This window comes from Rhizobium sp. PRIMUS64, from assembly GCF_023006465.1.
Taxonomy (GTDB): Bacteria; Pseudomonadota; Alphaproteobacteria; order Rhizobiales; family Rhizobiaceae; genus Rhizobium; species Rhizobium leguminosarum.
In genome coordinates this window covers 34,898-57,299 of the sequence record NZ_JALBGX010000024.1, presented here as the reverse complement: position 1 = coordinate 57,299, position 22,402 = coordinate 34,898, and the positions used below count along the sequence as shown (strand labels likewise).

General features: G+C 61.2%; 23 protein-coding genes. 9 read left to right on the top strand and 14 right to left on the bottom strand.

The annotated features are described in order from the left end of the window. Positions 1 to 7 precede the first annotated feature (7 nt). From MOV76_RS12780 to MOV76_RS12770, 3 genes are all read left to right on the top strand, one after another. Positions 8 to 1,276: a cytochrome b N-terminal domain-containing protein gene (locus tag MOV76_RS12780; protein ID WP_018243046.1), complete on the top strand. Its 1,269-nt coding sequence runs from the start codon at positions 8 to 10 to the stop codon at positions 1,274 to 1,276. A 25-nt stretch (positions 1,277 to 1,301) separates the two neighbouring features. Next, a complete protein-coding gene (locus MOV76_RS12775; RefSeq protein ID WP_047618577.1) occupies positions 1,302 to 2,186 on the top strand; it encodes a cytochrome c1 in 885 nt (294 codons plus the stop codon). A gap of 115 nt (positions 2,187 to 2,301) precedes the next feature. After that, complete coding sequence (locus MOV76_RS12770; RefSeq protein WP_018243044.1) at positions 2,302 to 2,844, top strand: adenine phosphoribosyltransferase; 543 nt, start codon at positions 2,302 to 2,304, stop codon at positions 2,842 to 2,844. 24 nt (positions 2,845 to 2,868) lie between these two features. Here MOV76_RS12770 and MOV76_RS12765 read toward each other — a convergent pair whose 3' ends face one another. Further along, positions 2,869 to 3,336, bottom strand: a complete 468-nt coding sequence (locus tag MOV76_RS12765) for a MaoC family dehydratase (RefSeq protein WP_018243043.1) — start codon at positions 3,334 to 3,336, stop codon at positions 2,869 to 2,871. Then, the gene (locus MOV76_RS12760; RefSeq protein ID WP_247264651.1) at positions 3,333 to 3,824 is read right to left on the bottom strand and encodes a MaoC family dehydratase; all 492 of its coding nucleotides are present in this window, start codon (positions 3,822 to 3,824) and stop codon (positions 3,333 to 3,335) included. Before MOV76_RS12760 ends, MOV76_RS12765 begins: the two co-directional genes overlap by 4 nt. 81 nt (positions 3,825 to 3,905) lie before the next feature. Here MOV76_RS12760 and MOV76_RS12755 point away from each other — a divergent pair, with 81 nt between their 5' ends. Then, on the top strand, positions 3,906 to 5,003 hold the full coding sequence (locus MOV76_RS12755) for a hypothetical protein (protein WP_247264650.1): 1,098 nt from the start codon (positions 3,906 to 3,908) through the stop codon (positions 5,001 to 5,003). Between the two features lie 193 nt (positions 5,004 to 5,196). Here the strand turns inward: MOV76_RS12755 and ychF are convergent, their stop codons facing one another. Further along, positions 5,197 to 6,300: a redox-regulated ATPase YchF gene (gene ychF, locus MOV76_RS12750; protein ID WP_026188481.1), complete on the bottom strand. Its 1,104-nt coding sequence runs from the start codon at positions 6,298 to 6,300 to the stop codon at positions 5,197 to 5,199. 264 nt (positions 6,301 to 6,564) lie between these two features. Here ychF and clpS point away from each other — a divergent pair, with 264 nt between their 5' ends. Then, positions 6,565 to 6,876 (top strand): ATP-dependent Clp protease adapter ClpS, encoded by a 312-nt coding sequence (clpS, locus tag MOV76_RS12745; RefSeq protein ID WP_247264649.1) that lies wholly within the window; start codon positions 6,565 to 6,567, stop codon positions 6,874 to 6,876. A gap of 31 nt (positions 6,877 to 6,907) precedes the next feature. Here the strand turns inward: clpS and MOV76_RS12740 are convergent, their stop codons facing one another. The 5 genes from MOV76_RS12740 to MOV76_RS12720 all read right to left on the bottom strand — a co-directional run bounded on the left by MOV76_RS12740 (position 6,908) and on the right by MOV76_RS12720 (position 12,072). Beyond that, positions 6,908 to 7,360 (bottom strand): GNAT family N-acetyltransferase, encoded by a 453-nt coding sequence (locus MOV76_RS12740; RefSeq protein WP_247264648.1) that lies wholly within the window; start codon positions 7,358 to 7,360, stop codon positions 6,908 to 6,910. Positions 7,361 to 7,364: 4 nt separating this feature from the next. Further along, positions 7,365 to 8,096, bottom strand: a complete 732-nt coding sequence (gene pth / locus MOV76_RS12735) for an aminoacyl-tRNA hydrolase (RefSeq protein ID WP_018243037.1) — start codon at positions 8,094 to 8,096, stop codon at positions 7,365 to 7,367. A gap of 92 nt (positions 8,097 to 8,188) precedes the next feature. Next, the gene (locus MOV76_RS12730) at positions 8,189 to 8,902 is read right to left on the bottom strand and encodes an ABC transporter substrate-binding protein (RefSeq protein WP_018446677.1); all 714 of its coding nucleotides are present in this window, start codon (positions 8,900 to 8,902) and stop codon (positions 8,189 to 8,191) included. Positions 8,903 to 8,927: 25 nt separating this feature from the next. Continuing rightward, the gene (locus tag MOV76_RS12725) at positions 8,928 to 11,279 is read right to left on the bottom strand and encodes a bifunctional diguanylate cyclase/phosphodiesterase (protein ID WP_247264647.1); all 2,352 of its coding nucleotides are present in this window, start codon (positions 11,277 to 11,279) and stop codon (positions 8,928 to 8,930) included. A 184-nt stretch (positions 11,280 to 11,463) separates the two neighbouring features. Continuing rightward, entirely contained in the window at positions 11,464 to 12,072 is a 609-nt protein-coding gene (locus MOV76_RS12720; protein ID WP_018243034.1) for a 50S ribosomal protein L25/general stress protein Ctc, read from the bottom strand. A 403-nt stretch (positions 12,073 to 12,475) separates the two neighbouring features. Between MOV76_RS12720 and MOV76_RS12715 the strand changes: the two genes are divergently transcribed. Then, positions 12,476 to 14,023 carry a hypothetical protein gene (locus MOV76_RS12715; protein WP_247264646.1) on the top strand — a complete coding sequence of 516 codons (1,548 nt, stop codon included), beginning with the start codon at positions 12,476 to 12,478 and terminating at the stop codon, positions 14,021 to 14,023. Positions 14,024 to 14,238: 215 nt separating this feature from the next. Here MOV76_RS12715 and MOV76_RS12710 read toward each other — a convergent pair whose 3' ends face one another. From MOV76_RS12710 to lgt, 6 genes are all read right to left on the bottom strand, one after another. Continuing rightward, complete coding sequence (locus MOV76_RS12710) at positions 14,239 to 15,171, bottom strand: ribose-phosphate pyrophosphokinase (RefSeq protein WP_018073974.1); 933 nt, start codon at positions 15,169 to 15,171, stop codon at positions 14,239 to 14,241. A gap of 105 nt (positions 15,172 to 15,276) precedes the next feature. After that, on the bottom strand, positions 15,277 to 16,098 hold the full coding sequence (locus MOV76_RS12705) for a hypothetical protein (protein WP_247264645.1): 822 nt from the start codon (positions 16,096 to 16,098) through the stop codon (positions 15,277 to 15,279). Positions 16,099 to 16,189: 91 nt separating this feature from the next. Further along, positions 16,190 to 17,341 carry a Xaa-Pro peptidase family protein gene (locus tag MOV76_RS12700; RefSeq protein ID WP_247264644.1) on the bottom strand — a complete coding sequence of 384 codons (1,152 nt, stop codon included), beginning with the start codon at positions 17,339 to 17,341 and terminating at the stop codon, positions 16,190 to 16,192. A gap of 5 nt (positions 17,342 to 17,346) precedes the next feature. Beyond that, positions 17,347 to 18,141, bottom strand: a complete 795-nt coding sequence (gene pgeF, locus MOV76_RS12695; RefSeq protein WP_247264643.1) for a peptidoglycan editing factor PgeF — start codon at positions 18,139 to 18,141, stop codon at positions 17,347 to 17,349. 111 nt (positions 18,142 to 18,252) lie between these two features. Next, positions 18,253 to 19,353 (bottom strand): class I SAM-dependent methyltransferase, encoded by a 1,101-nt coding sequence (locus MOV76_RS12690; protein ID WP_247264642.1) that lies wholly within the window; start codon positions 19,351 to 19,353, stop codon positions 18,253 to 18,255. Positions 19,354 to 19,372: 19 nt separating this feature from the next. Then, positions 19,373 to 20,221: a prolipoprotein diacylglyceryl transferase gene (gene lgt / locus MOV76_RS12685; protein ID WP_247264641.1), complete on the bottom strand. Its 849-nt coding sequence runs from the start codon at positions 20,219 to 20,221 to the stop codon at positions 19,373 to 19,375. A 201-nt stretch (positions 20,222 to 20,422) separates the two neighbouring features. On the opposite strand from lgt, the gene MOV76_RS12680 reads away from it, so the two are divergent. From MOV76_RS12680 to proC, 3 genes are all read left to right on the top strand, one after another. Beyond that, positions 20,423 to 20,683, top strand: coding sequence for an accessory factor UbiK family protein (locus MOV76_RS12680; RefSeq protein WP_247264640.1), 261 nt, complete (start codon positions 20,423 to 20,425; stop codon positions 20,681 to 20,683). A 389-nt stretch (positions 20,684 to 21,072) separates the two neighbouring features. Continuing rightward, entirely contained in the window at positions 21,073 to 21,573 is a 501-nt protein-coding gene (locus tag MOV76_RS12675) for a YbjN domain-containing protein (protein WP_003541709.1), read from the top strand. A 1-nt stretch (position 21,574) separates the two neighbouring features. Beyond that, positions 21,575 to 22,402 (top strand): pyrroline-5-carboxylate reductase, encoded by an 828-nt coding sequence (gene proC, locus MOV76_RS12670; protein ID WP_247264639.1) that lies wholly within the window; start codon positions 21,575 to 21,577, stop codon positions 22,400 to 22,402.

Here is a 22,402-nt window from a genome sequence, read left to right as displayed (position 1 = left end):
CTGATTAATGAGTGGCCATTCCAGCTACGAGCCATCAACCGGCCTCGAGAAATGGGTCGATGCGCGCCTTCCGCTGCCGCGCATGGTCTATGACAGCTTCATCGCCTATCCGGTTCCGCGTAACCTGAACTATGCCTATACGTTCGGCGCCATGCTCGCCGTCATGCTGGTGGTGCAGATCCTGACGGGCGTCACGCTCGCCATGCATTACGCCGCCGAATCGTCGGTCGCCTTCAACTCCGTCGAAAAGATCATGCGCGACGTCAACCACGGCTGGCTGCTGCGCTATATGCATGCCAACGGCGCATCCTTCTTCTTCGTTGCAGTCTACCTGCACATCGCCCGCGGCCTCTATTACGGCTCCTACAAGGCGCCGCGCGAAATCCTCTGGATCCTCGGCGTGGTCATCTACCTCCTGATGATGGCGACCGGCTTCATGGGCTACGTTCTGCCCTGGGGCCAGATGTCCTTCTGGGGCGCCACCGTCATCACCGGCTTCTTCTCCGCCTTTCCGCTGGTTGGCGAATGGGTGCAGCAGTTCCTGCTCGGCGGTTTCGCGGTCGAAAACCCAACGCTGAACCGCTTCTTCTCGCTGCACTACCTGCTGCCCTTCATGATCGCCGGCGTCGTCATCCTGCACATCTGGGCGCTGCACGTCGTCGGCCAGACGAACCCGACGGGCGTCGAGGTCAAGACGAAGACGGACACGGTGCGCTTCACGCCTTATGCGACGATGAAGGATGCTCTCGGCGTCTCGATCTTCCTGCTGGTCTATGCCTATTTCGTCTTCTACCTGCCGAACTTCCTCGGCCACGCCGACAACTATATCCCGGCCGACCCGTTGAAGACGCCGGCCCATATCGTTCCGGAATGGTACTTCCTGCCGTTCTACGCGATGCTGCGTTCGATCACCTTCAACGTCGGCCCGATCGACTCCAAGCTCGGCGGCGTGCTCGTGATGTTCGGCGCGATCATCGTGCTGTTCTTCCTGCCCTGGCTCGATACCTCAAAGGTCCGTTCCGCCGTCTACCGCCCCTGGTACAAGCTGTTCTACTGGCTGTTCGTGATCAACGCGATCATCCTCGGCTGGCTCGGCTCGCAGCCGGCGGAAGGCTTGTTCACCACGATCTCGCAGATCTGCACGCTCCTCTACTTCGCTTTCTTCCTGGTCGCGATGCCGGTTCTCGGCTTGGTGGAAACACCGCGCCGCATCCCGAACTCGATCACCGAAGCGGTGCTCGAAAAGCGCAACAAGACCCTAGCGGTCAAGGCATAAGCGAGCGACGGAAGGGAATAGAAATATGAAAACGCTTGTTACAAGCATTCTCTCGTTCGCATTCGCTGCCAGTCTTGGCAGTGCCGTGCTGGCCCAGGAGGCGACGCCCGCCAACGGCGCGGCTCCTGCCCATCACGCGGAAAGTGAGACGCCGCACTATCCGCTGAAGGAGCCGAAGGAGGAGGAATGGACTTTCGCCGGTCCGTTCGGTCATTACGATAAGGGTCAGCTTCAGCGTGGCCTCAAGGTCTACACCGAAGTCTGTTCCGCCTGCCACTCGATGAACCTCGTGCCCTTCCGCATGCTCGATGAGCTCGGTTATTCCGAGGCGCAGGTAAAGGCTTTCGCTGCGAACTACGAGGTTCAGGACGGCCCGAACGCGGCCGGCGAGATGTTTAGCCGCAAGGCCGTCCCTTCCGATCACTTCCCGGCGCCTTTCCCCAATGCGGAGGCCGCTGCTGCTTCCAACAACGGTGCGGCTCCGCCCGACTTTTCACTGATCGCCAAGGCCCGCGAGGTCGAGCGCGGCTTCCCGCAATTCGTCTTCGACATCTTCACGCAGTATCAGGAAGGTGGCCCGGATTACATCCACGCGCTGCTGACCGGCTATGAAGAACCGCCAGCCGGCTTTCAGGTGGCGCAGGGCTCACATTACAATCCATACTTCCACGCTGCAGCCGTCCTTGCCATGCCGAAGCCGCTCTCCGACGGGCAGGTGACTTATGACGATGGCGCGCCGGCGACGGTCGACCAGTATTCGAGGGACGTCTCCGCCTTCCTGATGTGGGCCGCAGAGCCGCATCTCGAGGAGCGCAAGCGCACCGGCTTCATGGTCATGATCTTCCTGGCGATCTTCACGGTGCTGATCTACCTGACGAAGCGCTCGATCTACGCCAACAAGGAACACTGAGCGGTTTCCGATCGACATTCAAAAGGCGGCCTCGGGCCGCCTTTTTTGTTGGTTCCACCCCTGGCAATTGATAGGGTGCGGCCAGTTTCATGCCCTCGCAGAATATGGACTTTCCATGGACAATACGACTTCGGAGCTCGCAGCCAGCATCCGCTCCATTCCCGACTATCCCAAGCCCGGCATCATTTTCCGTGACATCACCACGCTGCTCGGCAACCCCCGTGCGTTCCGCCGGGCGGTCGACGAACTCGTGCAGCCCTATGCGGGCATGAAGATCGACAAGATCGCCGGCATGGAGGCGCGGGGCTTCATCCTTGGGGGCGCGGTGGCGCATCAGCTTTCTTCCGGCTTCGTGCCGATCCGCAAGAAGGGCAAGCTGCCGCACGAGACCGTGCGCATCGCCTACAGCCTGGAATATGGCGTTGACGAGATGGAGATGCATCGCGATGCGGTGCAGCCTGGCGAGAAGGTGATCCTGGTCGATGACCTGATCGCCACTGGCGGTACGGCTGTGGGTGCCACGAAACTGTTGCGCCAGATCGGCGCAGAGGTGGTCGGCGCCTGCTTCGTCATCGATCTGCCGGACCTTGGCGGCCGCAAGAAACTGGAAGAGCTCGGCGTTGTCGTGCACACTCTGGTCGAATTCTCCGGGCACTGAACCCTCGTCCGGCCGCCTGCAGTGTCAGTCGAATTCGAGCACGCCGCTTTCGAAGCGGATAACGGGATCGCTGTTTTGATTGACCCCCTCGCAGAGGATGGTGTTGAGGTGCCAGCCTGGTCGCGATGCGAGCGGCCGGCTGGAGAGGAAGGCGACGGAATAGGTGACGACGTCGCCTGCGAAAACCGGCCGCAGCCATTGCAGTTTCTGGAAGCCGGGTGAAGGGCCGAGGTTCGGCGATGTCAGGCCCTTTTGCGCGAGTGCGGCGCTCTGCCTTTCCCAAAAGGCGAGGAAGGTCCGCATCCAGGCGGCGGTGGTGTGCCAGCCCGAGGCGCAGAGGCCACCGAAGAGGGTGTCTTTGGCGGCTTCTTTGTCGACGTGAAAACGCTGCGGATCGTAGCGCGTCGCGAAGCGGATGATGTTTTCCTCGGTAAAGGTGTAGCTGCCGATCTCGGCCTTTTCGCCGACGGTGTAAAGCTCGGACATCCTCATGCGGATGTCTCCGGGCTTATGCCGATATCTGCGGGCCGGACGCGCATGCCGAACATGACCGAATTCTCCGAGACGCAGACGAGTTCGCCGCGCTGGTTTTCCACCTCGTGGCGAAACTTGACGATGCCCATGCCGGGGCGCGAGCGCATCGACCGGGCTTCGAGCACGGTCGAGCGGCCCGACAGCGTGTCGCCGGCAAGCACCGGCTTTCGCCATTCCATCAGATCGACGCCCGGCGCACCCTCGCAGAGCGAATGCAGCACATAGCTCTCGGCCATCATTCGCATGAACATCGAAGAGGTATGCCAGCCGGAAGCAGCAAGCCCGCCGAGAATGCTGGCGCGACCGGCGGCCTCATCGAGATGCATCGGCTGCGGGTCGAATTCGCTTGCGAACTCAATGATCTCCTCGGCGGTCACCAGCTTCGGGCCGAGCGTGAAGCCGCGGCCGGGCTGGAAATCCTCGAAGGAAAGCTTTTCTGCCGACATTCGCTCCTCCCGCCATATGCAGCGCACAATGCTTACAATAGCATCCGCGCGGGCTCAATGATTCCGGGGAGATAAACCGGCATGACTGAACTAAGGTCGATACTCGATGAGGCCGTGCGCCAAGAGCTGATCTCGCCGGAGGCCGGCGGGCGGCTTTTGCCGTTCCTGACGGAGCGCGGTGTCGGCGTCGCTGAGGCGCAGCCGGCAATGGCGGCGGAGGGACAGGCCTGGTCGGATACCGAGACGCCGCGCTTCGTGCGCGGCTTCCACGATGTGCTGATCACCATCGGCGTCGCCGTGGCGCTGGGCGGTCTCTGGGGGCTTGCCGCGCTCTATGCCGTGCTGCCTGCAATCATCGTGCTCTCGGAAATCCTGGTGCGCCGCCAGCGGCTTGCCCTGCCGGCCGTCAGCCTGACAATCGCGCTGTTCTGTTGGACAGTCCTGCTGATGTCCTTCTTCTTCAAGCCGGGAACAGCCTTCTTTAACGACATCGGGGCGGACATGACGCAGTTCGTCGCCGGCTTCCCGATCATTCTCGGCCTCTATTATGCCCGTTATCGCGTGCCGCTGTCGCTGGCGCTCTGCATCATGTCGGCCCTTGCACTCGTCCTCACCCTGCTTTTGCGGCTCGTGCAATGGGCGAGCGGGGATCCTGCGTTTTTCGGCAATCATCCCATGGTGCTGGCGGTGGTCTTCCTCGCTTGCGCGCTGGGCTTGTTCGCGACGGCGCTCTATTTCGACCTTGGCGATCGGCTGCGCCGGACGACACGCTCCGATATCGCCTTCTGGCTTCATCTGGGTGCTGCGCCGGCGCTGCTCTTCAGCGTAAGGCTGCTGATTTCTTTCGACGGCAGTTGGCTGGATCTTGCCCAGTCGGTGTCGATCAAGACGCCCGTCGTTGTTATCAGCGTGGCGGTGTTAATGCTGATCGGCCTTGTCATCGACCGCCGTGCCTTCGTCACGTCAGGCCTGCTGTCGCTCGGTTTTGCGATCTATGGCATTTTCCGGCAGGGGAGTGCGACTGTTGATACCTATATCTACACGACGCTGATTGTCGTCGGAGCGATCGTACTCATCATCGGAACAGGCTGGATGCCGCTGCGCCGCATCGTGCTGCGGGCGCTGCCAGCCGCCATTTCGCAAAAACTGCCGCCTGCTGTCTCAGCGGCGACGTCGTAAAACAAATGTCGCCCAATCTACTCAGCAGTTGGGCGACAAGCATTGGTCGGGACAGCAGCGATTTCCGGTTAGAGCGGTTCAGCTTTTCATGGAAGCGCAGAACCGTTCTAACCCTTTGTTTTCACGCAATTCCCGGCAAAAACGCCTCGCGCTTTGCCTGGGAAAATCGCTTCGCACTTTTCCTGGAATTGCTTTAGGTGTTGAAGCGGAAATGGATGACGTCGCCGTCCTGGACGACGTATTCCTTGCCTTCGTCGCGCGCCTTGCCGGCATCCTTGGCGCCGACTTCGCCGTTGTATTTGATGTAGTCGTCATAGGCGATGGTGTTGGCGCGGATGAAGCCGCGCTCAAAATCCGAATGGATGACGCCGGCGGCCTGCGGCGCCTTGGTGCCGCGCTCAATCGTCCAGGCGCGCGTTTCCTTAGGGCCGACAGTGAAATAGGTGATGAGGTGGAGCAGCTTGTAGCCGGCGCGGATCAGCCGGTCGAGACCTGCCTCGTCAAGGTCGAGGGCGGAGAGGAATTCCTTGGCTTCCTCTTCGGGAAGCTGGGCAACTTCCGCTTCGATCGCCGCCGAGATGACGACGGTTTCGGCACCCTGTTCCCTAGCCATCACGGCGACGGCTTCGGTGAATTCATTGCCGGTCGAGGCATCGCCTTCAGCGACGTTGCAGACGTAGAGCACCGGATGCGACGTCAAAAGATTGAGGCTCTTGAGGATGACGATCTCTTCCGCATCGAGCGTCGAGAGCAGCGTGCGCACCGGCTTGCCTTCGTTGAGCAGCTTCAGCGAGGCTTCCATGATTGGCAGCATCGCCACCGAATCCTTGTCCTTGCCGGTGGCACGCTTGCGCGTCTGCTCGGTGCGGCGCTCCAGGCTTTCGAGGTCGGCGAGCATCAGCTCGGTCTCGATCGTCTCGGCGTCGGCGACAGGATTGATGCGGCCCTCGACATGAGTGATGTCGCTGTCTTCGAAGCAGCGCAGCACATGGACGATGGCATCGACCTCGCGGATATTGGCGAGGAACTGGTTGCCGAGGCCTTCACCCTTCGAGGCGCCGCGCACGAGGCCGGCGATATCGACGAAGGAGATGCGGGTCGGGATCAGTTCCTTGGACTTGGCGATGTCGGCAAGCTTGCGCATGCGCGGATCGGGAACGGCGACTTCACCGGTGTTCGGCTCGATGGTGCAGAAGGGATAGTTCGCCGCCTGTGCGGCGGCCGTCTTGGTGAGCGCGTTGAAGAGGGTCGATTTGCCGACATTCGGCAGCCCGACGATACCGCATTTGAAGCCCATGGCTTGATCCATATCTGTTTGTAACTTTGCCCTGCCTATGCGGGAATGGCCGCCCTGGGTCAAGGGTTCGCAACAGGAATTGAAGTTCAACGGCCCTCCGGATGACAGGAAGGCTGCGGCGATTCTCGAAAAACGTGGCCGGGATTGCCTCCGCTTTCCGCTGAGTGATAGTTACGTCATTGAACTGCCGTGCTTACGGTGCAATATATTGTCGGCGGACGTTTTCTCCGCCTTTTCCATGTCATCAACGGGTGGATTTTTCCGATGAGTGACAATGACGTTGCCCTGAAACCGAAGACCAAGGTGAAGCCGAAGCTGGATAAGCCGAAGCTCTACAAGGTCATTCTGGTCAATGACGATTATACGCCGCGCGAACTGGTGATCATGATCCTGAAGTCCGTCTTCCGCATGAGCGAGGAGTCCGGCTACCGGGTGATGATGACGGCGCACAAGCTCGGTTCCTGTGTGGTCGTGGTCTGCGTAAGGGACATCGCCGAGACCAAGGCCAAGGAAGGCATCGACCTCGCCAAGGGCATGGGCTTTCCGCTGATGTTCACCACAGAGCCGGAAGAATAGGCGCTTTGCCGGGGGCAATCCCGAGAGGGGCTCAGCGTCGGCGGATCTGGTAGCCGGTCTTGTCCTGAGCGAAGCCACAATTCTCGTAGAAGCGCAGCGTGGCCGGATTCTTGGAGCCGGTGAGCAGCATCACCTTGTAGCAGCCTGCGTTCCAGGCGTCTGCGATCGCGTGGCGGATAACGGCGCCGGCGTAACCGCGCTTGCGATGATCGGCGTGGGTAACGACGTTTTCGATGAGCCCATAAGGAGCGCCGCTCCGCGTCAGGTTCGGCACGACGACGCTTGCGACGGTTGCGGCGGCGACATCACCGGCATAGCCGATGAACACGGTCATGCCCGGCTGCAAGAGGATGGCGGAGAAGCGTTCCTCGGCAAGTGCCTCGTCGAGAACCGGATCGGTCGGGTTCAGGTGACGGTAAAGCGTCATGAGACTGGGGAGATCGCTGCGGGCAGCAGGGCGGATGACGAAGTCCCGGTCCGTCATGGCTTCAGTCGCCCTTGTTGCCGAACATCTTCTTCAACATGTCGGCCATCGGCCCTGATGTCAGCAGCTTCGGCTGATTGTGGTTGCGGGCCTGATGGATATGCGACTGGCCGGCCGGCTTCTTTTCGGTATTCTTGTTTTCCTTTCGCGGTTTCTCCTCCTCGGCCTTGTCGCCGAGCGCCAGCGCGATCTTGTTCATCAGCTGCGAATCCTCGTTTCGCACCAGCATGTCGGCATTGTCGGCGAGCGTGTCGAGAAGCGGTTCCAGCCAGGCCTTGTCGGCTTTGGCGAAATCGCTGAGCACATGGTTTTGCACCATTTCCTTGACGCCGGGATGGCCGATACCGAGGCGTAGCCGCCGGTACTCCCTGCCGCAATGGGCGTCCAGCGACTTGATGCCGTTGTGGCCGCCATGGCCGCCGCCGGTCTTGAGCCGCGCCTTGCCCGGGGGGAGGTCGAGTTCGTCGTAGATCGCGACAAGGTCGGCGGGCTGAAGCTTGTAAAAGCGCATCGCCTCACCGACGGACTCACCGGAGAGGTTCATGAAGGTCTGCGGCTTGATCAGCAGCACCTTTTCGCCGGCGATCTCGCCCTCGGCGATCTCGGCCCTGAACTTCTTCGACCAGGGCGAGAAGCTGTGGCGCCGATGGATGGCGTCGACGGCCATGAAACCGACATTGTGGCGGTTGCCGGCGTATTTGCCGCCGGGATTGCCGAGACCCGCGATGATCAGCATGGCCTGTCTTCCCTCGCTAAAACTTCCCGCCGTTCACCACCGCGAAACGAAAGCAAAGTCAAGCGGAAAGGGCAGCAGCCCGCCGAGCAGGGTCATTCCGAGAGGTTCATACCGTATTTCAGGAAGATCTGCTTCTGGTCGCCATCGGCGATCAGCTTGTCGAGGGCAGCCTGCATCCTGGTCAGCAGATCGTCCGGAAAGTTCTTCTCGCAGGCGATGCCCATCGGCTGGGCGGAGAGCACGGTCACCATTTCCACCGGCTGGTCGACCTTCAGCTTTTCGAAATAGAGTTCGGAGATCGGCATCATGTCGATGCGCCCGCCAAGCAGTTTGCGCAGCGTCGCGTTGAAGTCGCTGGCGACATCGAGCTTGGTGAAGCCCTTCTCCTTCAGGATCGTCTCGGTGTAATCCTCGCGCTGAGTACCTACCGTATATTTCTTTGCCTCGTCCAGATTGCCGGCGGTGACGCCCGAACCCTTGCGAGTGATCAGGATGTTGCGGTCGATGAGCAGCGGCTCGACCCATTTGAACAACGGGTCGCGTGCGCCGTTGTGGGCGGTCGCGAAGACACAGGTCATCGGCGCCGTGCGGGCAAGGCTAAAAGCGCGCGCCCAGGGCATGATCTCGATCGTGTAGTCGACGCCGATTGCGGCCATTACCTTTTCGACCTGCTCGACGGTCGCGCCCTTGATCTCCTTGCCTTCGCGGTAGTTGAAGGGGGCATAATCCTCGGTCGTGAAGGTCACACTTTGCGCATGGGCGGTGCAGGGCAGCGCCAGGCATGCGAGAAGCAGGAGCTTTTTCATCGGCATCATCTCCTTCGTTCTTCGTTTACGAGGCGCGTGCGACGGCCGATTGCGAGGCCATCAGGTTCTCGATCAGTGTGGCTGCATGCTGCGGACGGTGGAAGAGGTAGCCCTGACCATAGTCAAGCCCCATCTGGTGGAGCGTGCGGCATTCCTCTTCGGTCTCGATACCCTCGGCAATGACGGTGCAATTCATCTTATGGGAGAGCGTGGTGATGCCTTCGATTAGCATACGGCTTTTCTGGCGCACGTCGTCGTCGCCGTCGTTGATCGCGCGGGTGAAGGACTGGTCGATCTTGATGATGTCGACAGGGAAGCGGTTGAGGTAGCTCAGCGACGAATAGCCGGTGCCGAAATCGTCGAGCGCGATACGGCAGCCAAAGCGACGAAGCTCCGTGACGATCATGCGAATCTCAGGATTGTCGTGCATCAGCACAGCTTCGGTGATCTCGACGACGATGCGCTCGGGGCGGATGCCGTGGCGACCGACGAAGGCGGCAAGACGGGCCGGCAGCGCCGGCTCGAACTGCAGTGGCGAGAAGTTGATGGCGAGATAGGTATCCTGCATGCCTGATATGCGGGAAATTTTTGCGAGGTTGGCGATCGCCTTTTCCATGATGACGTTGCCGACCCGGACGATCTTTGCCGTCTCCTCGGCGACGCTGATGATCTCGGCCGGCGGCATCAAGCCCTTCTGCGGATGGTTGAGGCGCATCAGCGCCTCGAAACCGGCAATCCCGCGGCCGTTCAGGTTGACGATCGGCTGCAGGAAGGCCTCGAACCAGTCGTCGACGAGGCCGGCTTCGATGTTGGCTTCGATTTCGGCGCGGCTGCGGGCACGGTCGAGCATGGCATTGTCGAAGAGCTGCGCGCCGTTCTTGCCGTCGCGTTTCTTTGCATACATCGCCATGTCGGATTTCTGCAGCAGTTCGGCCGCGGTTGCAGCATGATGCGGATAGATGGCGATGCCGACGGAAGCGCTCAGATGCATGTCGGGGGCGAATGGCGTTTCGAAGATCGAGGCAATCTGCTCGCACATCACCCTGGCGCGTTTTTCTGCATCCTTCGCCGGCAACAGGATGGCAAATTCGTCGCCGCCGAGACGGGCTGCCTCGTCGGAAGGGGCAAGATGGGCCTTCAGGCGCTCGACGAGCTCGACCAGCGCCATGTCGCCGGCGGCATGGCCCATATTGTCGTTGATCCACTTGAAGCGGTCGAGATCGACGAAGAGACAGGCGAGTTCCTGGCCGGCGGCGTCGGCGGCGGCGATCTTGTTGTCGAGGACGGCTTCGAAGCCCTGGCGATTAAGAAGCCCAGTCAAGTGATCGGTGATTGCCTGGCGGTGGTTGCGGTCTTCGGAGGCCTTGAGTTCGGTGACATCGGTCATGACCGATAGCGAGAGGCGGTCGTGAGCGCCGGCTCCCGCCTCCGATTCCATGATGAGGACGTCCATCGTGCGGCCGTCCAGGCAGACAAACTTGACGGTGACGGTCAAGCCGCTTTCGGCCCGGCGGCGCGTAACGAATTTGTCGCGGGTGGTGGGGGTGACGAGATCGGCGAAGTTGCGGCCGATGACGGCAGCGCGGTTGTAACCTGTGGCAAGCAGCCAATAATCGCTGACGGCGGTGATGCGATCCTCCTCGTCGAGCGAGAAGAGCATGGCGGGAGTCAGATTGTAGATGTCGGTGGCGCGGCGGTGGGCGAACTTCAGCTCCTTTTCCTCGCTTTCGAGCTTGGTCTGCATCTCGTTGAAGCTATGGGCAAGTCGCCCCATCTCGTCGTTCGACTGCCAGTCGACATGATGGCGGGAGCCCAATTGGCGGGTGGCTTCGATCGCTGCCGTTAGCCGCATCAGCGGCTGGATGACGAAGAAGCGGTTGCCGATCAGTGCCGTGCCGAAAACGGTCAATACCGCAAAGATGAAGATCGAGATGAAGACGACCTCTTCCTGCTTCAGGCCGGAAAACAGGCCGAGCGCGGGATAGTAGACGCTGATGCTGCCGAGGTTCCTCGGACCGTCGACGGTGTTGTAGATGATGGCGCGCGACACCTGCACCAGCTTGCCGTCGAATGAGCGCGGAATGGTGGACTGGCTGACGTCGAGCTGGCCTGACTGGTCACGCACTTCGACCTTGACGATGGCGCCTTGGGAAACGACCGTCGCGCTGATCTGGGTAACGCTGTCTTCATCGAGGTCCCACAGGGGTTTGGCCAGCGCCTGGGCATTGGCGACAAGAAGAACGGAGATATGGTCGCGTATTTCCTTGTCGGCCCGTTCCGAGGAAAGAAAAAGGAAGAGAACAAAGAGGGGAGCGACAAAAACGAGCAGCGCTCCGCAAACTATCGCAAAAAATCTGTTCTCAACGGAATTGTTCATGGTTCCGTCTACTCCCCAGGCCGACCATATTTGCTGTCGCGCGTTGAGGCGGGCTTCTTCGCAGCTGACGGATCATGCTTTCACGAATTTGTTAAATGTTGCTGAAACGGGGCATTTCCGGGCAATGAAAAGCCCGCCTTCCAGGGGAAAGCGGGCCATATGCTTTATAAATTGGTCGAAGCGATCAGGCTTCAGCTTCGCCTTCCGCGGCGCTCTCGTCGATGCCGGCAGCCGGAGCGATAATCGTCGCGATCGTGAAGTCGCGGTCGATGACCGGGGTCACGCCCTTCGGCAGGGTGACTTCCGAGATATGGATGCTGTCGCCGATCTTCTTGCCGCTGAGGTCAATGTTGAAGAACTCAGGGATCGCATCGGCCGGGCAATGAACTTCGACTTCATGGCGAACGATGTTCAGAACGCCGCCGACCTTGAGGCCCGGGGACTTCTCTTCGTTGATGAAGTGAACGGGGATTTCGACGGTCACCTGGGTGTTGCCGGAGACGCGCAGGAAATCGACATGCAACGTGAAGTCACGGACCGGATCGAGCTGGTAGTCCTTCGGCAGAACCTTGTGCTTCTTGCCGTCGATTTCGATCGTCGCCACGGTGGTCATGAAACCACCGGCGTGAATGCGCTTCGTCACCTCATTGGTGTTGAGAGCGATGGCAATGGGGGCCTGCTTGTCACCATAGATGACAGCGGGAATCAAACCGTTGCGGCGAAGTTCACGGGCGGACCCCTTACCAACCCGTTCGCGCGCCTCGGCCTTGAGCTCGTAAGTTTCCTGGCTCATGGCTATTCCTTTCGAGGTTATATGGAGAGTTCGGCGGCGGGCAAAAGCCTTGTTCCGACGAACCGGAGGCGGTATGACCCGACCTCATCCGCGTTGCCTCCAAGGGTGTCTACACGGACCGGTGGCCTATATTATAAGTCGATCGGAAACGCAAGTTGCGGATTCGGGCTGTTTTCCGGTGATATACACGCTTCGACAAGCCGAAACCGCATTCGAGCATTGCGTCGATCGTCAACGGCGAGCCGAATGGCGCATACGAGGAGGCGATGTCCTCGCCCGTCCGAAATACGCGGCCGTATGAACGGCGAAATTGCCATTCTCTGCCACAGCTGAGGTTGACATCGGCGCGCTTCGCATCTTTGGATGGCCGCATTCAAAAAAGGGGCTGAGGAGAAATCGGACTATGCGTCTCAAACTTGTCACGGCAACGAGCTTGCTGGCACTTTGCCTTGTCACCACGGCTCAGGGTGTCGAGATCAATCAGGATGGCGCCAATGCGGTCAAGGACAATCTGACGAAGCTGCTTCCCGAGGATCTTGCGAAGAGCGGCCTGCTTACCGTCAATCCGGCAGGCACTCGCTACGAGATCATTTACGATCTGGCGAAGCTGCTTGCCAAGGCCGATCCGGCGACATTCGCGATCAACGGGCTGACGCCGTTCTCGATGTTCGCTACGCCGCTCGACAGCGGGCTCTGGAACATTGAGGGTGACAACAAGCTCAACGTCTCCGGCCATTTCAAAGGCCCCGACCAGAAGCCAACGGATTTCTCCTACTCCATCGCTTCGCTTGTCTACACCGGCGTCTTCGATCCGGCGATCAGCTATCTGCGCTCCGGCACTTTCACCGCCAAGGACATCAAGGTCGCCAGCAAATCCGACACCGAGGAAGTCCATGCCAGCTTTGCCGGGATGGACCAAAAGCTGACTTCAACGGACAGCGCAGGCGGCAACGGGCGTATCGATTTTGCCGGCAGCGGCTCGATGTCGACTTTCGTCGAGCAGGTTTCCGGTCTGCAAATGCCGCCCATTGAAATCCGTGCCGACTCCATCGATTTCGATGCCAAGGTGAACGGCCTGCCGGCCAAGCAAATCCGCGAGATCGTCCTTTTCATTCTCGACCATCTCGAGGAGAAGGAGCTAAGCCCAGAGAACAGCGACAAGATAAAGGGAATGCTCAAGCAAGCCTTTCCGATTCTTGCCTCGTTCAGCGAGACAATCGGGGTCAATAATCTGACCGTCAGCAGCCAGGTAGGCAATGGCGGCGTCAAGGCGTTCGGTTACAACCTGGCCATCGATGGGCCGAGCAATGCCATGCGTTTCGGCTTCGGCATCGACGCGCAGGACATCAGCCTCGACAGCCCGGCGATGCCGGCAAGTTATTCGCCCTTCGTGCCGACCAATTTCGATCTGCAACTCGCCATTCCGAATCTGGATTTCGCAACCTTCGGCGACGCGCTCATGGCGATGGATTTCAACGCCAAGCCGCCAGAGCAAAGCGGCGACGAGATGGCGAAAAAGCTCTTCCGCGATGGCCAGCTCACCGTCGAGTTTCCGAAGGTCAGCGCCAAGTCCGATGTCTACGACGTCGACATGACGGGCAAGATCGAGGGACGCTTCGATACCCAGAAGGACTATTCGATGGAGGCGACGATCCTTGCCCGCGATCTCGACAAGACGATTGCCGCGGTTCAGGAGCTTGCCAAGACGGATCCAGACCTCAACCAGGTCTCCTTCGGCATCATGATGGTGAAGGGCTTTGCCAAGACCGATGCAGATGGCCGCTCGCGCTGGGACATCAGCATCAGTCGCGATGGTTCCGTGGCGATCAATGGCCAGCAGATCAAGGGTCCGGATGGTCCTGATCAGGATCAAGATCAGGGGCTGGAGCCAGACCAGCAGGAACCGGATCAGGGTGAGGACGCGGTACCTGCGCCGCCGCAGCAGCCTTGAGCGTTATCAATTGGCATCAGAAGTGAAAGAGGCCGGCCTCGTGCCGGCCTTTTGCGTCTTGCGTCACAAGCCCTGCGGAGACCAACGATCGGGTTTGCGACGCGGCTCCGCGACAATCAACGGCCAGCAATTCATGCGGCTCGGAGAGCATGCCCGGCAATAGCTTGGTCCATCTGAGGTGGAAATTGAAAGAGCCGGTCGAACGCCGGCTCTTTTTAATCGAAGAGGCTGGAGACGGACTCTTCCTGAGCCGTTCGGCTGATGGCTTCGCCGATCAGCGGCGCCGTCGTTACGACGCGGATATTGTGGGCCGAGAGCACGGCCGTGGTCGGCTGGATGGAATCCGTGATGACGAGTTCGCGCAGCTTCGAGGAGGTGACGCGGGTGACTGCGCCGCCAGAGAGAACGCCGTGGGTGATATAGGCGGTGACGCTGGATGCGCCCTTGGCCAGCATCGCGTCGGCCGCGTTGCAGAGCGTGCCGCCCGAATCGACGATATCGTCGATCAGCAGGCAGTCCTTGCCGGCAATGTCGCCGATGATGTTCATGACTTCGGATTCACCCGGCCGATCGCGACGCTTGTCGACGATGGCCAGAAGACAGTCCAGGCGCTTCGCGAGCGCGCGGGCGCGAACCACGCCGCCGACGTCGGGCGAGACGACCACGACGTTGCTGAGGTCATAGTGGCTCTTGATGTCGCGGGTCAGCACGGGCATGGCAAAGAGGTTGTCTGTGGGTATATCGAAGAAGCCCTGGATCTGCCCGGCATGGAGATCGAGCGTCATGACGCGGTCGGCGCCGGCTTCGGTAATGAGGTTTGCAACCAGCTTGGCGGAGATCGGCGTGCGGCCGGAGGCCCGGCGATCCTGACGGGCATAGCCGAAATAGGGTAGGACGGCGGTGATGCGGCGGGCTGACGAACGACGCATCGCGTCGATCATGATCAGCAGTTCCATCAGATGGTCGTTGGCGGGAAAGGCAGTCGGCTGCACGAGGAAAACGTCCTCACCGCGCACATTTTCCTGGATTTCCACGAAGATTTCCTGATCGGCAAACCTTCGAACACTGGCTTTCCCCAAGGGAACATTGAGATAGTTGCAGATCGCTTCGGCGAGTTGCCGGTTCGAATTGCCTGCGAAAACCTTCATTTTGGTCCGCCTGTTACGCGCTGATAGCCGCGCTTTTTAGTCAGCTTCCCCGTGAATGCAAGGGCAAAGGCGCCACAGGCTTCCATATTTGCAAAAAGTTTGTGACTAACCGCCTTGAGTCTGCCGCCAGGAGGAGAATTCCGCGATGGTTTTTGAGCCGATTTGCTGCATCACCGAGGCTGGAACGCCCGCCCAGGGATCGGCCGCGGCCGTCGGCACGCTTTCCTGTCCCTGGATGCGATGCAGGCGGCCGCCGCCGCTGTCCAGAACATCCCAGACATAGACCACGGTAACCTTGCCGTCGTCGCTGAAGGCGGAGAGATAGCCTTTGAGGATGTAATCGCTGCTCGCATCGTTCGAGCTCTTGATGGAAAGGCCGTGCGCGCGCGCCTCGGTGCCGAGCTGGCGCGAGAGCGGTGTCACGGCTTGCACGGGCGCGCCGATGATGGGCAGGAAGCGCACGGTACTGCCGCGAACGGAGGAGGAACTGGAGGGGAGGGCGGCGGTCTGCTGCGGCTGTTGTGCCTCGGCCGGCTGAGCCGACTGTGCGGGAGGCCCACCACTGGCCACCGGCGGTGGCAGCGATTGTCCGTCGATCGGGGCGGAGGCGGCCGGCGAGGAGCTGCTCCTCGACAGGGCGTCTGCCTGCTCCTGCATCGTCGTCGGTGGCGCGCCGGTGCCGGGCCGATAGGCCTGCTGTGACTGATCATAGGCTGGATGGTAGCCGCCCTGCTGCGAGCTTCCCGAGAAACTCGGCTGGCGGGTGCCCGCCAACCGCTCGGCTTCGCTCTGCGTTACCGGGCTCGATGACGGGCGGCCGGAGGAATCGCCGATATCGACCTGCGGTGTCAGCGCATCGGTGGTGTTGCAGGCGGTCAGCAGAGCCATGACGAACAGGAACGTGGGCACAATCGCAGCTCGCGTCATCCCTTGATCCGTCCTTCCCACAATCGCAATCAGCCCCACCCGAATTTATGCGGGTGGGGACGGTCGTCTGTCAATTCCGGATTCTCACCGGTCAAAGCCCGATGAAATCGAGCGGATGGCGCGACAAGGCGCGCGGCGCATCCGGTGTCGTCAGATATGTCTGGCCGAGCGTCATCGCCGTGCCCGTATCGGAATCGGCGATGATCATGTGCACGAAGAGCGACATGTTCGGCTCGATCGGCTGCGGATTGCCGACATGGAACATCTGATGCTCCATCCAGGAGGGCGAGAAACGGGCGCCGAGCGAATAACCGCAGGCATTCAGCCGGTGGCGGGCCAGGCCGCGCTCATCGATGATCCTGGCGTGCATGTCGAAGACATCGCCGAAGGTCTGGCCGGGCTTCAGCACGGTCTCGATCGCCTCGATGGTTTCGCGGCAGGCGTTGTAAAGCTCGCGATGGCGATGCGTCGGCTCGCCGATGAGGATCGTCCGCATCATGGCGGCATGGTAATGCGCATAGGCGCCGGCCCATTCGAGCGTCAACTGGTCGCTGGCGTCGAGCTTACGGCGGCCGGCCTTGTAGCGGCAAAGCAGCGCGTCGGCGCCGGAGCCGATGATAAATTCGTTGGCGGGATAGTCGCCGCCGCCGGAAAAGATCGCGCCCTGCATGGCGGCGAGGATATCGGCCTCGTCGGCGCCGGGTTTTGTCAGCCGGATCGCAGCATCGAGCGCATCGTCGGCGAGAACGGCGGCGCGCTCGACATAGGCGACCTCCGTCGGGCTCTTGATCAGGCGCAGGCGGCTGACGAGGTAGGAGGCGTCGACGATCTGGCCGAAGGTGGTCAATTGCGCGTCCAGCAGGCGGGCGACGCGGCCGGTCATGCCATGCGTATCGTATTCGACGCCGATGCGGGCGCCGAGCAGATCCATCTCGACCAGCAGGTTCTTCAGGTCGAGCGTCGGGTCGGCATTGACCCGGTCGACCCAGATATGGATGTCCTCGAGGATTGAGGTATGCCTGGCCTGGCGAAGATCAGCCGAGCGGGTGATCAGCGCCATGGTGCCGTCGCTCTTGACGACCAGCGTCTGGAAGAAGCAGTAGCCGAAGGTGTCGTAGCCAGTCAGCCAGTACATGCTTTCCTGGGCGAAGAGCAGCAAGGCGTCGAGCTTTTCTTCCTTCATCTTCTCGGTGAGGCGCGCAAGCCGGCTTGCGAATTCGGCCTTTTCGAAGTGCAGTGCCATTCTGCTCAAGTCTCCCTGATTGATATCGCGGAAATCTGGCGGCCGTAATCCGGCTCCTTGCGATGTGTCGTCCTGCGGTAGGAAAAGAAGCGCTCGTTGTCCGGATAAGTGCAGAGGCCGAGGCTTTCGGCCCGCACGCCGGCTTTCGTCAGCCGGTCGACGGTCAGCGCCGGTAGGTCGAACATGGCGTGGCCGGGCGTTGCGGAAGGCACGAAAAAGCGCTCGTCGTCCGGGTTTTCGGCGACGAAACGCTCGACGAATTCGGGACCGACCTCATAACTTGCCTGGCTGATCGAGGGGCCGAGGCAGGCGACGATGCTGCCGCGGTCCGCACCCAGCGCCTCCATGGCGGCGACGGTATTTTCGAGCACGCCCGTCAATGCGCCCTTCCAGCCGGCATGAGCGGCGCCTATGACGCGATTGTCCGGGTCAGCAAACAGGATCGGTCCGCAATCGGCGGCAAGCACGCCAAGCACAATACCAGGGGCTGACGTTACCATCGCATCGGCGTCGGGGCGGATGCCGTCATAATCGGCGCCGATCGTCACGACATCGGGAGAATGGACCTGATGCACGGTTGCCAGCCGCTCGACCGGCAAGCCGAACCAGGCGGCGACGCGACGGCGATTTTCCAGGACCTTGTCGCGTTCGTCGCTGGAGCCGAGGCCGACATTGAGGCCGCGATACAGCCCTTCGGAAACGCCGCCGGCCCGAGTGAAATAACCGTGCCGGATCGTGCTGCCCGCCGCCTGGTTCAGCAGCGCGCTTTCGATCGGTGCGGGAGAGGCCGCGTCCTGCATCTGTGATTCCGGGGTTTTCGAGGGGTTTGTTATGATCCCAAGCGCATCGCATATGCGGCGCGCTTCAAGTTCTTGTTTCGGGCGGATGTTGAACCAGCCGCGTGCGCCCTGTCAATCCACCGGACGAAAGGGCATGAGATCGACGGCGGGATAGGAGACCGCCATCACCTTGAAGAGTTCGCCCATCCGGCCTTCACCGGCGCCGGCGAGCCTTTCGACCGCCGTCTGGATGACCTGCTGGGTTTGCAGCTCGCGATCGCGGCCGAGGGCGGTTGCGCGCTCGAGGATGCCGAGGCCGGTCAGAAAATCACCCTGATGCAGGGCGCCGTTCAGATGGAGGCCGGCCGCAAGCGCCGTTTCGGCGAGTTGCTGGAAGTCGACATGGCTTGTCAGATCGGCTTCACCTGGATGGGCGAGCGGCGGGTCGAATTCATGCATGCGCACGGCCTGCAGCGTATCGCCGAAGCCGGTGACGAGATGGCCGTAGTCGATCGTAAGTGCCGTGCCGCCGAAGGCGCGCAGCCGCTCGCAGATCGCCATCATCACCGCCTGGCGGGCAGGCGAGATCTCGAAGAGCGTGCCGACCGGCACGTTCTGCACCGGTTCGGGCAGCAAGGTGGGATCGAGGCCGGCGACGCCGGCGGCGAAGGTCAGTTCGCCATCGGCGTCGATGCCGACCATGCGCTCACGGAAACCCGTCGGCATGCGGATGAACTGGCGGATGGGGATGGCGTCGAAAAGTTCGTTGGCGGCAATCAGCGTGAAGCCGGGCGGCACTTCGTCGAAGCCATCGTGCCAGGTGATCTTCTCGCCGTGGGGTTCGAGCGTCTGGCTCTGGACGTCGCGCAGGCGCTCGCTGGTTTCGACGAGATGAACGGTCATGGCGTCGAAAAGCGGTGGAGCGATGCGGGAGATGACGCGCAGCATGTCGGTCATCATGGTGCCGCGGCCGGGGCCGATTTCGACGAGGCGCACGTCCGTCGGTGTGCCGTGGCGCTGCCAAGCATGGACGATGAAGACGCCGATCATCTCGCCGAAGATCTGGCTGACCTCTGGCGCGGTGACGAAATCACCGGAACGGCCGAAGGGCTCGCGGGTGCGGTAATAGCCGTGTTCGGGGTCTGCGAGGCAGAGCGAGAAATAATCGGTGACGCTGATCGGGCCGTTGGCCTGGATGATCGCCTTGATCTTTTCGCCTAGAGCGGTGGTCATGTCGCGCGTCCTGCCGTTTTCAGAGCTGCAGCGCAGCCTGGCGGCGGGCCCGCAGCATCGCCCAGAGGCCGAGTAGGATCATCGGGGAGGAGAGCACCATGCCCATGGTCAGCCAGTTCGTGCCGAGGAGGTAGCCGAGCTGGGCGTCAGGCTCGCGGAAGAATTCGACGAAGATGCGCGACAGCGCATAACCGCAAACGAAGACGCCTGTAATGAAGCCGGGGCTTTTCAGCGCGCGCATGCCGTAGACCAGGGCGGCCAGCACCAGGAGCAGAACGATGCCTTCGAGGCCGGCTTCGTAAAGCTGGCTCGGATGGCGGGCGAAGGGGCCGCCGGTCGGGAAGACCACGGCCCAGGGCACGTCGGTCAACCGACCCCAGAGCTCGCCATTGATGAAATTGGCGATGCGGCCGAAAAACAGACCGAAGGGAACGACGGTGGCGACGATGTCGAACAGGCTCCAGATCGGGATGGCGTTGCGGCGGGCAAAGAGGATCATGGCGATCGTCGTACCGGTCAGGCCGCCATGGAAGGACATGCCACCGTTCCAGATCTCGAGCGCACGGATGGGACTGCGCAGGACGGCGGGGAGATCATAGAAGAAAATATAGCCGAGACGGCCGCCGAGGACGACGCCAAGCGCTGCCCAGACGATGAAATCGTCGAGCTGCGTCCTTGATAACGGCGAGACGTTGCCGGGCCAGAGACTTTCATTGGCGGTGAGGCGGCGCGCATAGGCCCAGCCGAGCAGGATGCCGGCGACGTAGGCGAGGCCGTACCAGTGAATCGCCAGCGGACCGATCGAAAAGGCGATCGGATCGATATCCGGGAAAGGCATGATGGCAAGGAGATCGGCTGCTATCGGCAAGGTTTTCCACCTGTTGAGTTGCGCGGAACATGCCGCTGCGATCCCGGACGGTCAAGTCCATTGTTCGTGATGATGCGTTCCCGGCCGGTTCCGCCAAGCTTATCCCGTGCAAAGCGCTTGCATCGTCGATGGTGAAGCCCTACCTCAACTCTTGAGGCCCCGAAGGGCTGAATTCACCTCATGCGAAGGGAGAAAACCGCCATGACGACCGGAACGAACCGCATCATGGACGAATTCGCCAAGCTGATGACCGATGCGGCCGGTGCCGCCCAGGGCGTCCGCAAGGAGATCGAAACCGCCTTCAACGCTCAGGCCGAGCGTTGGCTGAACAGCATGGACATCGTCAAGCGCGAGGAGTTCGAGGCCGTGCGCGAGATGGCGATCAAGGCACGCGACGAGAATGAGGCGCTTGTCGCCCGCATCGCAGCACTCGAGGCAAAGCTTACCGGCGAGGGCGCTTAAGTCCCGGTACGACACAGATGCGGCGTTGCCTTCATGCCACACGCCGCATCTTCCGTAAAAAAACCAGGTGAGTTTTCCACCTGTGGACACTGCCAAAAAAGCCAATTCGCAGAGTCGCTTATTCTCCCTTCTGAATTGAATTTCGAAGAGCCTTTCCACAGTGGCCGGTCCTATTTTCCGTTCGGGGGGCTGGCAGGGGGCAAGGGGCGCTATACACTGATTTTAAATGATGATTCGAAGCGACTTGGTAAGCTCCGGGCAGGTTATCTGCGTTAAGTCTGGCAGCGGTTCAACGATCATCCGAGTGGTGGTTTCCGGTATTTGCGTGTGTCTTTCTTGTGTTCGTACACCAAGTTAGGTCGCATTCGTTCCGGTCAAGAAGGTGCTGCATGAACCTGATGGAATTGGAAGTCGAGCGTCAGTCGAACCCGGTCGACATGATCGAGTACGTTGCCTCCAACAACGACTGGTCGTTCGAACGGTCCGGCGAGGACGAGATCGCGATGACGGTCGAGGGGCGCTGGACGGACTACCACGTCTCCTTCTCCTGGATGGAGGAGTTCGAGGCGCTGCATCTTGGCTGCGCCTTCGATATCAAAGTTCCCGACATCAGGGTCAACGAGGTGGTCAAGCTGCTCTCGGCGATCAACGGGCAGGTGCTGATGGGTCATTTCGACCTCTGGCGCCAGGAAGATGTCGTCATTTTCCGCCAATCGCTGCTGCTTGCCGGCGGTGCGGAGCCTACCAATCGCCAGGTTGAGGTGCTGCTTTCCAGTGCGCTTGATACCTGCGAGGCCTATTTCCAGGCATTCCAATTCGTCGTCTGGTCCGGCATGGAAGCGACGAAGGCGATGGAAGCCGTGCTGTTCGAAACGGTCGGCGAGGCTTGAGATGCCGACGAAGGCTTTCTCCTCGACACATCCCGTCGTTCTGATCGGCGCCGGAAATATGGGCGGGGCGATGCTCTCCGGCTGGCTGAAAAGCGGCGTTCCGGGCTCAGCCGTCATCGTCGTCGATCCCGGCCCATCGCCGGCGATGCTGGCGACGATCAACGGGGCTGGCGCCACCCATCTGACCGCGCTTCCCACGGACTTGAAGGCAAGTGTGCTGTTCCTGGCGGTCAAGCCGCAGGTGATGGAGACGGTGCTGCCGGCGGTGAAGAGCGCCGTCGGGCCGGACACGGTCGTCGTCTCGGTCGCAGCCGGCAAGACGCTCGGTTTCCTCGAGAAACATCTCGGCATGGCCGCCATGGTGCGGGCCATGCCGAATACGCCGGCCATGGTCGGGCGTGGTGTCACCGGCGCCTTTGCCAATTCAGGGGTCAGCGACCCGCAGCGCGAACGCGTCCATTCCCTTCTGCGCGTCTCGGGCCCGGTCGAATGGGTGCCCGCGGAAGCCGATATCGATGCCGTGACGGCGCTTTCGGGCAGCGGCCCGGCTTATGTATTCTATCTCGTCGAATGTATGGCGGAGGCAGGCCGTAAACTCGGTCTGCAGGCGGACCTCGCCATGCGTCTTGCGCGGGAAACAGTCGCGGGGGCTGGTGAACTCATGCACCAGTCCCCCGACGACGCTTCGCGGCTGCGGGAGAATGTAACCTCTCCCGGTGGCACGACGGCGGCGGCGCTGGCCGTACTGATGGCCGAAGACGGCATGCAGCCCTTGTTCGACGCAGCACTCGCGGCGGCGCGCAAGCGGGCCGAGGAACTGGCCGGCTGA

Bases quoted from the DNA above. Each gene is read 5' to 3' on its own strand.
- MOV76_RS12780 (WP_018243046.1), top strand. From the start codon at position 8: ATGAGTGGCCATTCCAGCTACGAGCCATCAACCGGCCTCGAGAAATGG.
- MOV76_RS12775 (WP_047618577.1), top strand. From the start codon at position 1,302: ATGAAAACGCTTGTTACAAGCATTCTCTCGTTCGCATTCGCTGCCAGT.
- MOV76_RS12770 (WP_018243044.1), top strand. From the start codon at position 2,302: ATGGACAATACGACTTCGGAGCTCGCAGCCAGCATCCGCTCCATTCCC.
- MOV76_RS12765 (WP_018243043.1), bottom strand. From the start codon at position 3,336: ATGAGGATGTCCGAGCTTTACACCGTCGGCGAAAAGGCCGAGATCGGC.
- MOV76_RS12760 (WP_247264651.1), bottom strand. From the start codon at position 3,824: ATGTCGGCAGAAAAGCTTTCCTTCGAGGATTTCCAGCCCGGCCGCGGC.
- MOV76_RS12755 (WP_247264650.1), top strand. From the start codon at position 3,906: ATGACTGAACTAAGGTCGATACTCGATGAGGCCGTGCGCCAAGAGCTG.
- ychF (WP_026188481.1), bottom strand. From the start codon at position 6,300: ATGGGCTTCAAATGCGGTATCGTCGGGCTGCCGAATGTCGGCAAATCG.
- clpS (WP_247264649.1), top strand. From the start codon at position 6,565: ATGAGTGACAATGACGTTGCCCTGAAACCGAAGACCAAGGTGAAGCCG.
- MOV76_RS12740 (WP_247264648.1), bottom strand. From the start codon at position 7,360: ATGACGGACCGGGACTTCGTCATCCGCCCTGCTGCCCGCAGCGATCTC.
- pth (WP_018243037.1), bottom strand. From the start codon at position 8,096: ATGCTGATCATCGCGGGTCTCGGCAATCCCGGCGGCAAATACGCCGGC.
- MOV76_RS12730 (WP_018446677.1), bottom strand. From the start codon at position 8,902: ATGAAAAAGCTCCTGCTTCTCGCATGCCTGGCGCTGCCCTGCACCGCC.
- MOV76_RS12725 (WP_247264647.1), bottom strand. From the start codon at position 11,279: ATGAACAATTCCGTTGAGAACAGATTTTTTGCGATAGTTTGCGGAGCG.
- MOV76_RS12720 (WP_018243034.1), bottom strand. From the start codon at position 12,072: ATGAGCCAGGAAACTTACGAGCTCAAGGCCGAGGCGCGCGAACGGGTT.
- MOV76_RS12715 (WP_247264646.1), top strand. From the start codon at position 12,476: ATGCGTCTCAAACTTGTCACGGCAACGAGCTTGCTGGCACTTTGCCTT.
- MOV76_RS12710 (WP_018073974.1), bottom strand. From the start codon at position 15,171: ATGAAGGTTTTCGCAGGCAATTCGAACCGGCAACTCGCCGAAGCGATC.
- MOV76_RS12705 (WP_247264645.1), bottom strand. From the start codon at position 16,098: ATGACGCGAGCTGCGATTGTGCCCACGTTCCTGTTCGTCATGGCTCTG.
- MOV76_RS12700 (WP_247264644.1), bottom strand. From the start codon at position 17,341: ATGGCACTGCACTTCGAAAAGGCCGAATTCGCAAGCCGGCTTGCGCGC.
- pgeF (WP_247264643.1), bottom strand. From the start codon at position 18,141: ATGCAGGACGCGGCCTCTCCCGCACCGATCGAAAGCGCGCTGCTGAAC.
- MOV76_RS12690 (WP_247264642.1), bottom strand. From the start codon at position 19,353: ATGACCACCGCTCTAGGCGAAAAGATCAAGGCGATCATCCAGGCCAAC.
- MOV76_RS12680 (WP_247264640.1), top strand. From the start codon at position 20,423: ATGACGACCGGAACGAACCGCATCATGGACGAATTCGCCAAGCTGATG.
- MOV76_RS12675 (WP_003541709.1), top strand. From the start codon at position 21,073: ATGAACCTGATGGAATTGGAAGTCGAGCGTCAGTCGAACCCGGTCGAC.
- proC (WP_247264639.1), top strand. From the start codon at position 21,575: ATGCCGACGAAGGCTTTCTCCTCGACACATCCCGTCGTTCTGATCGGC.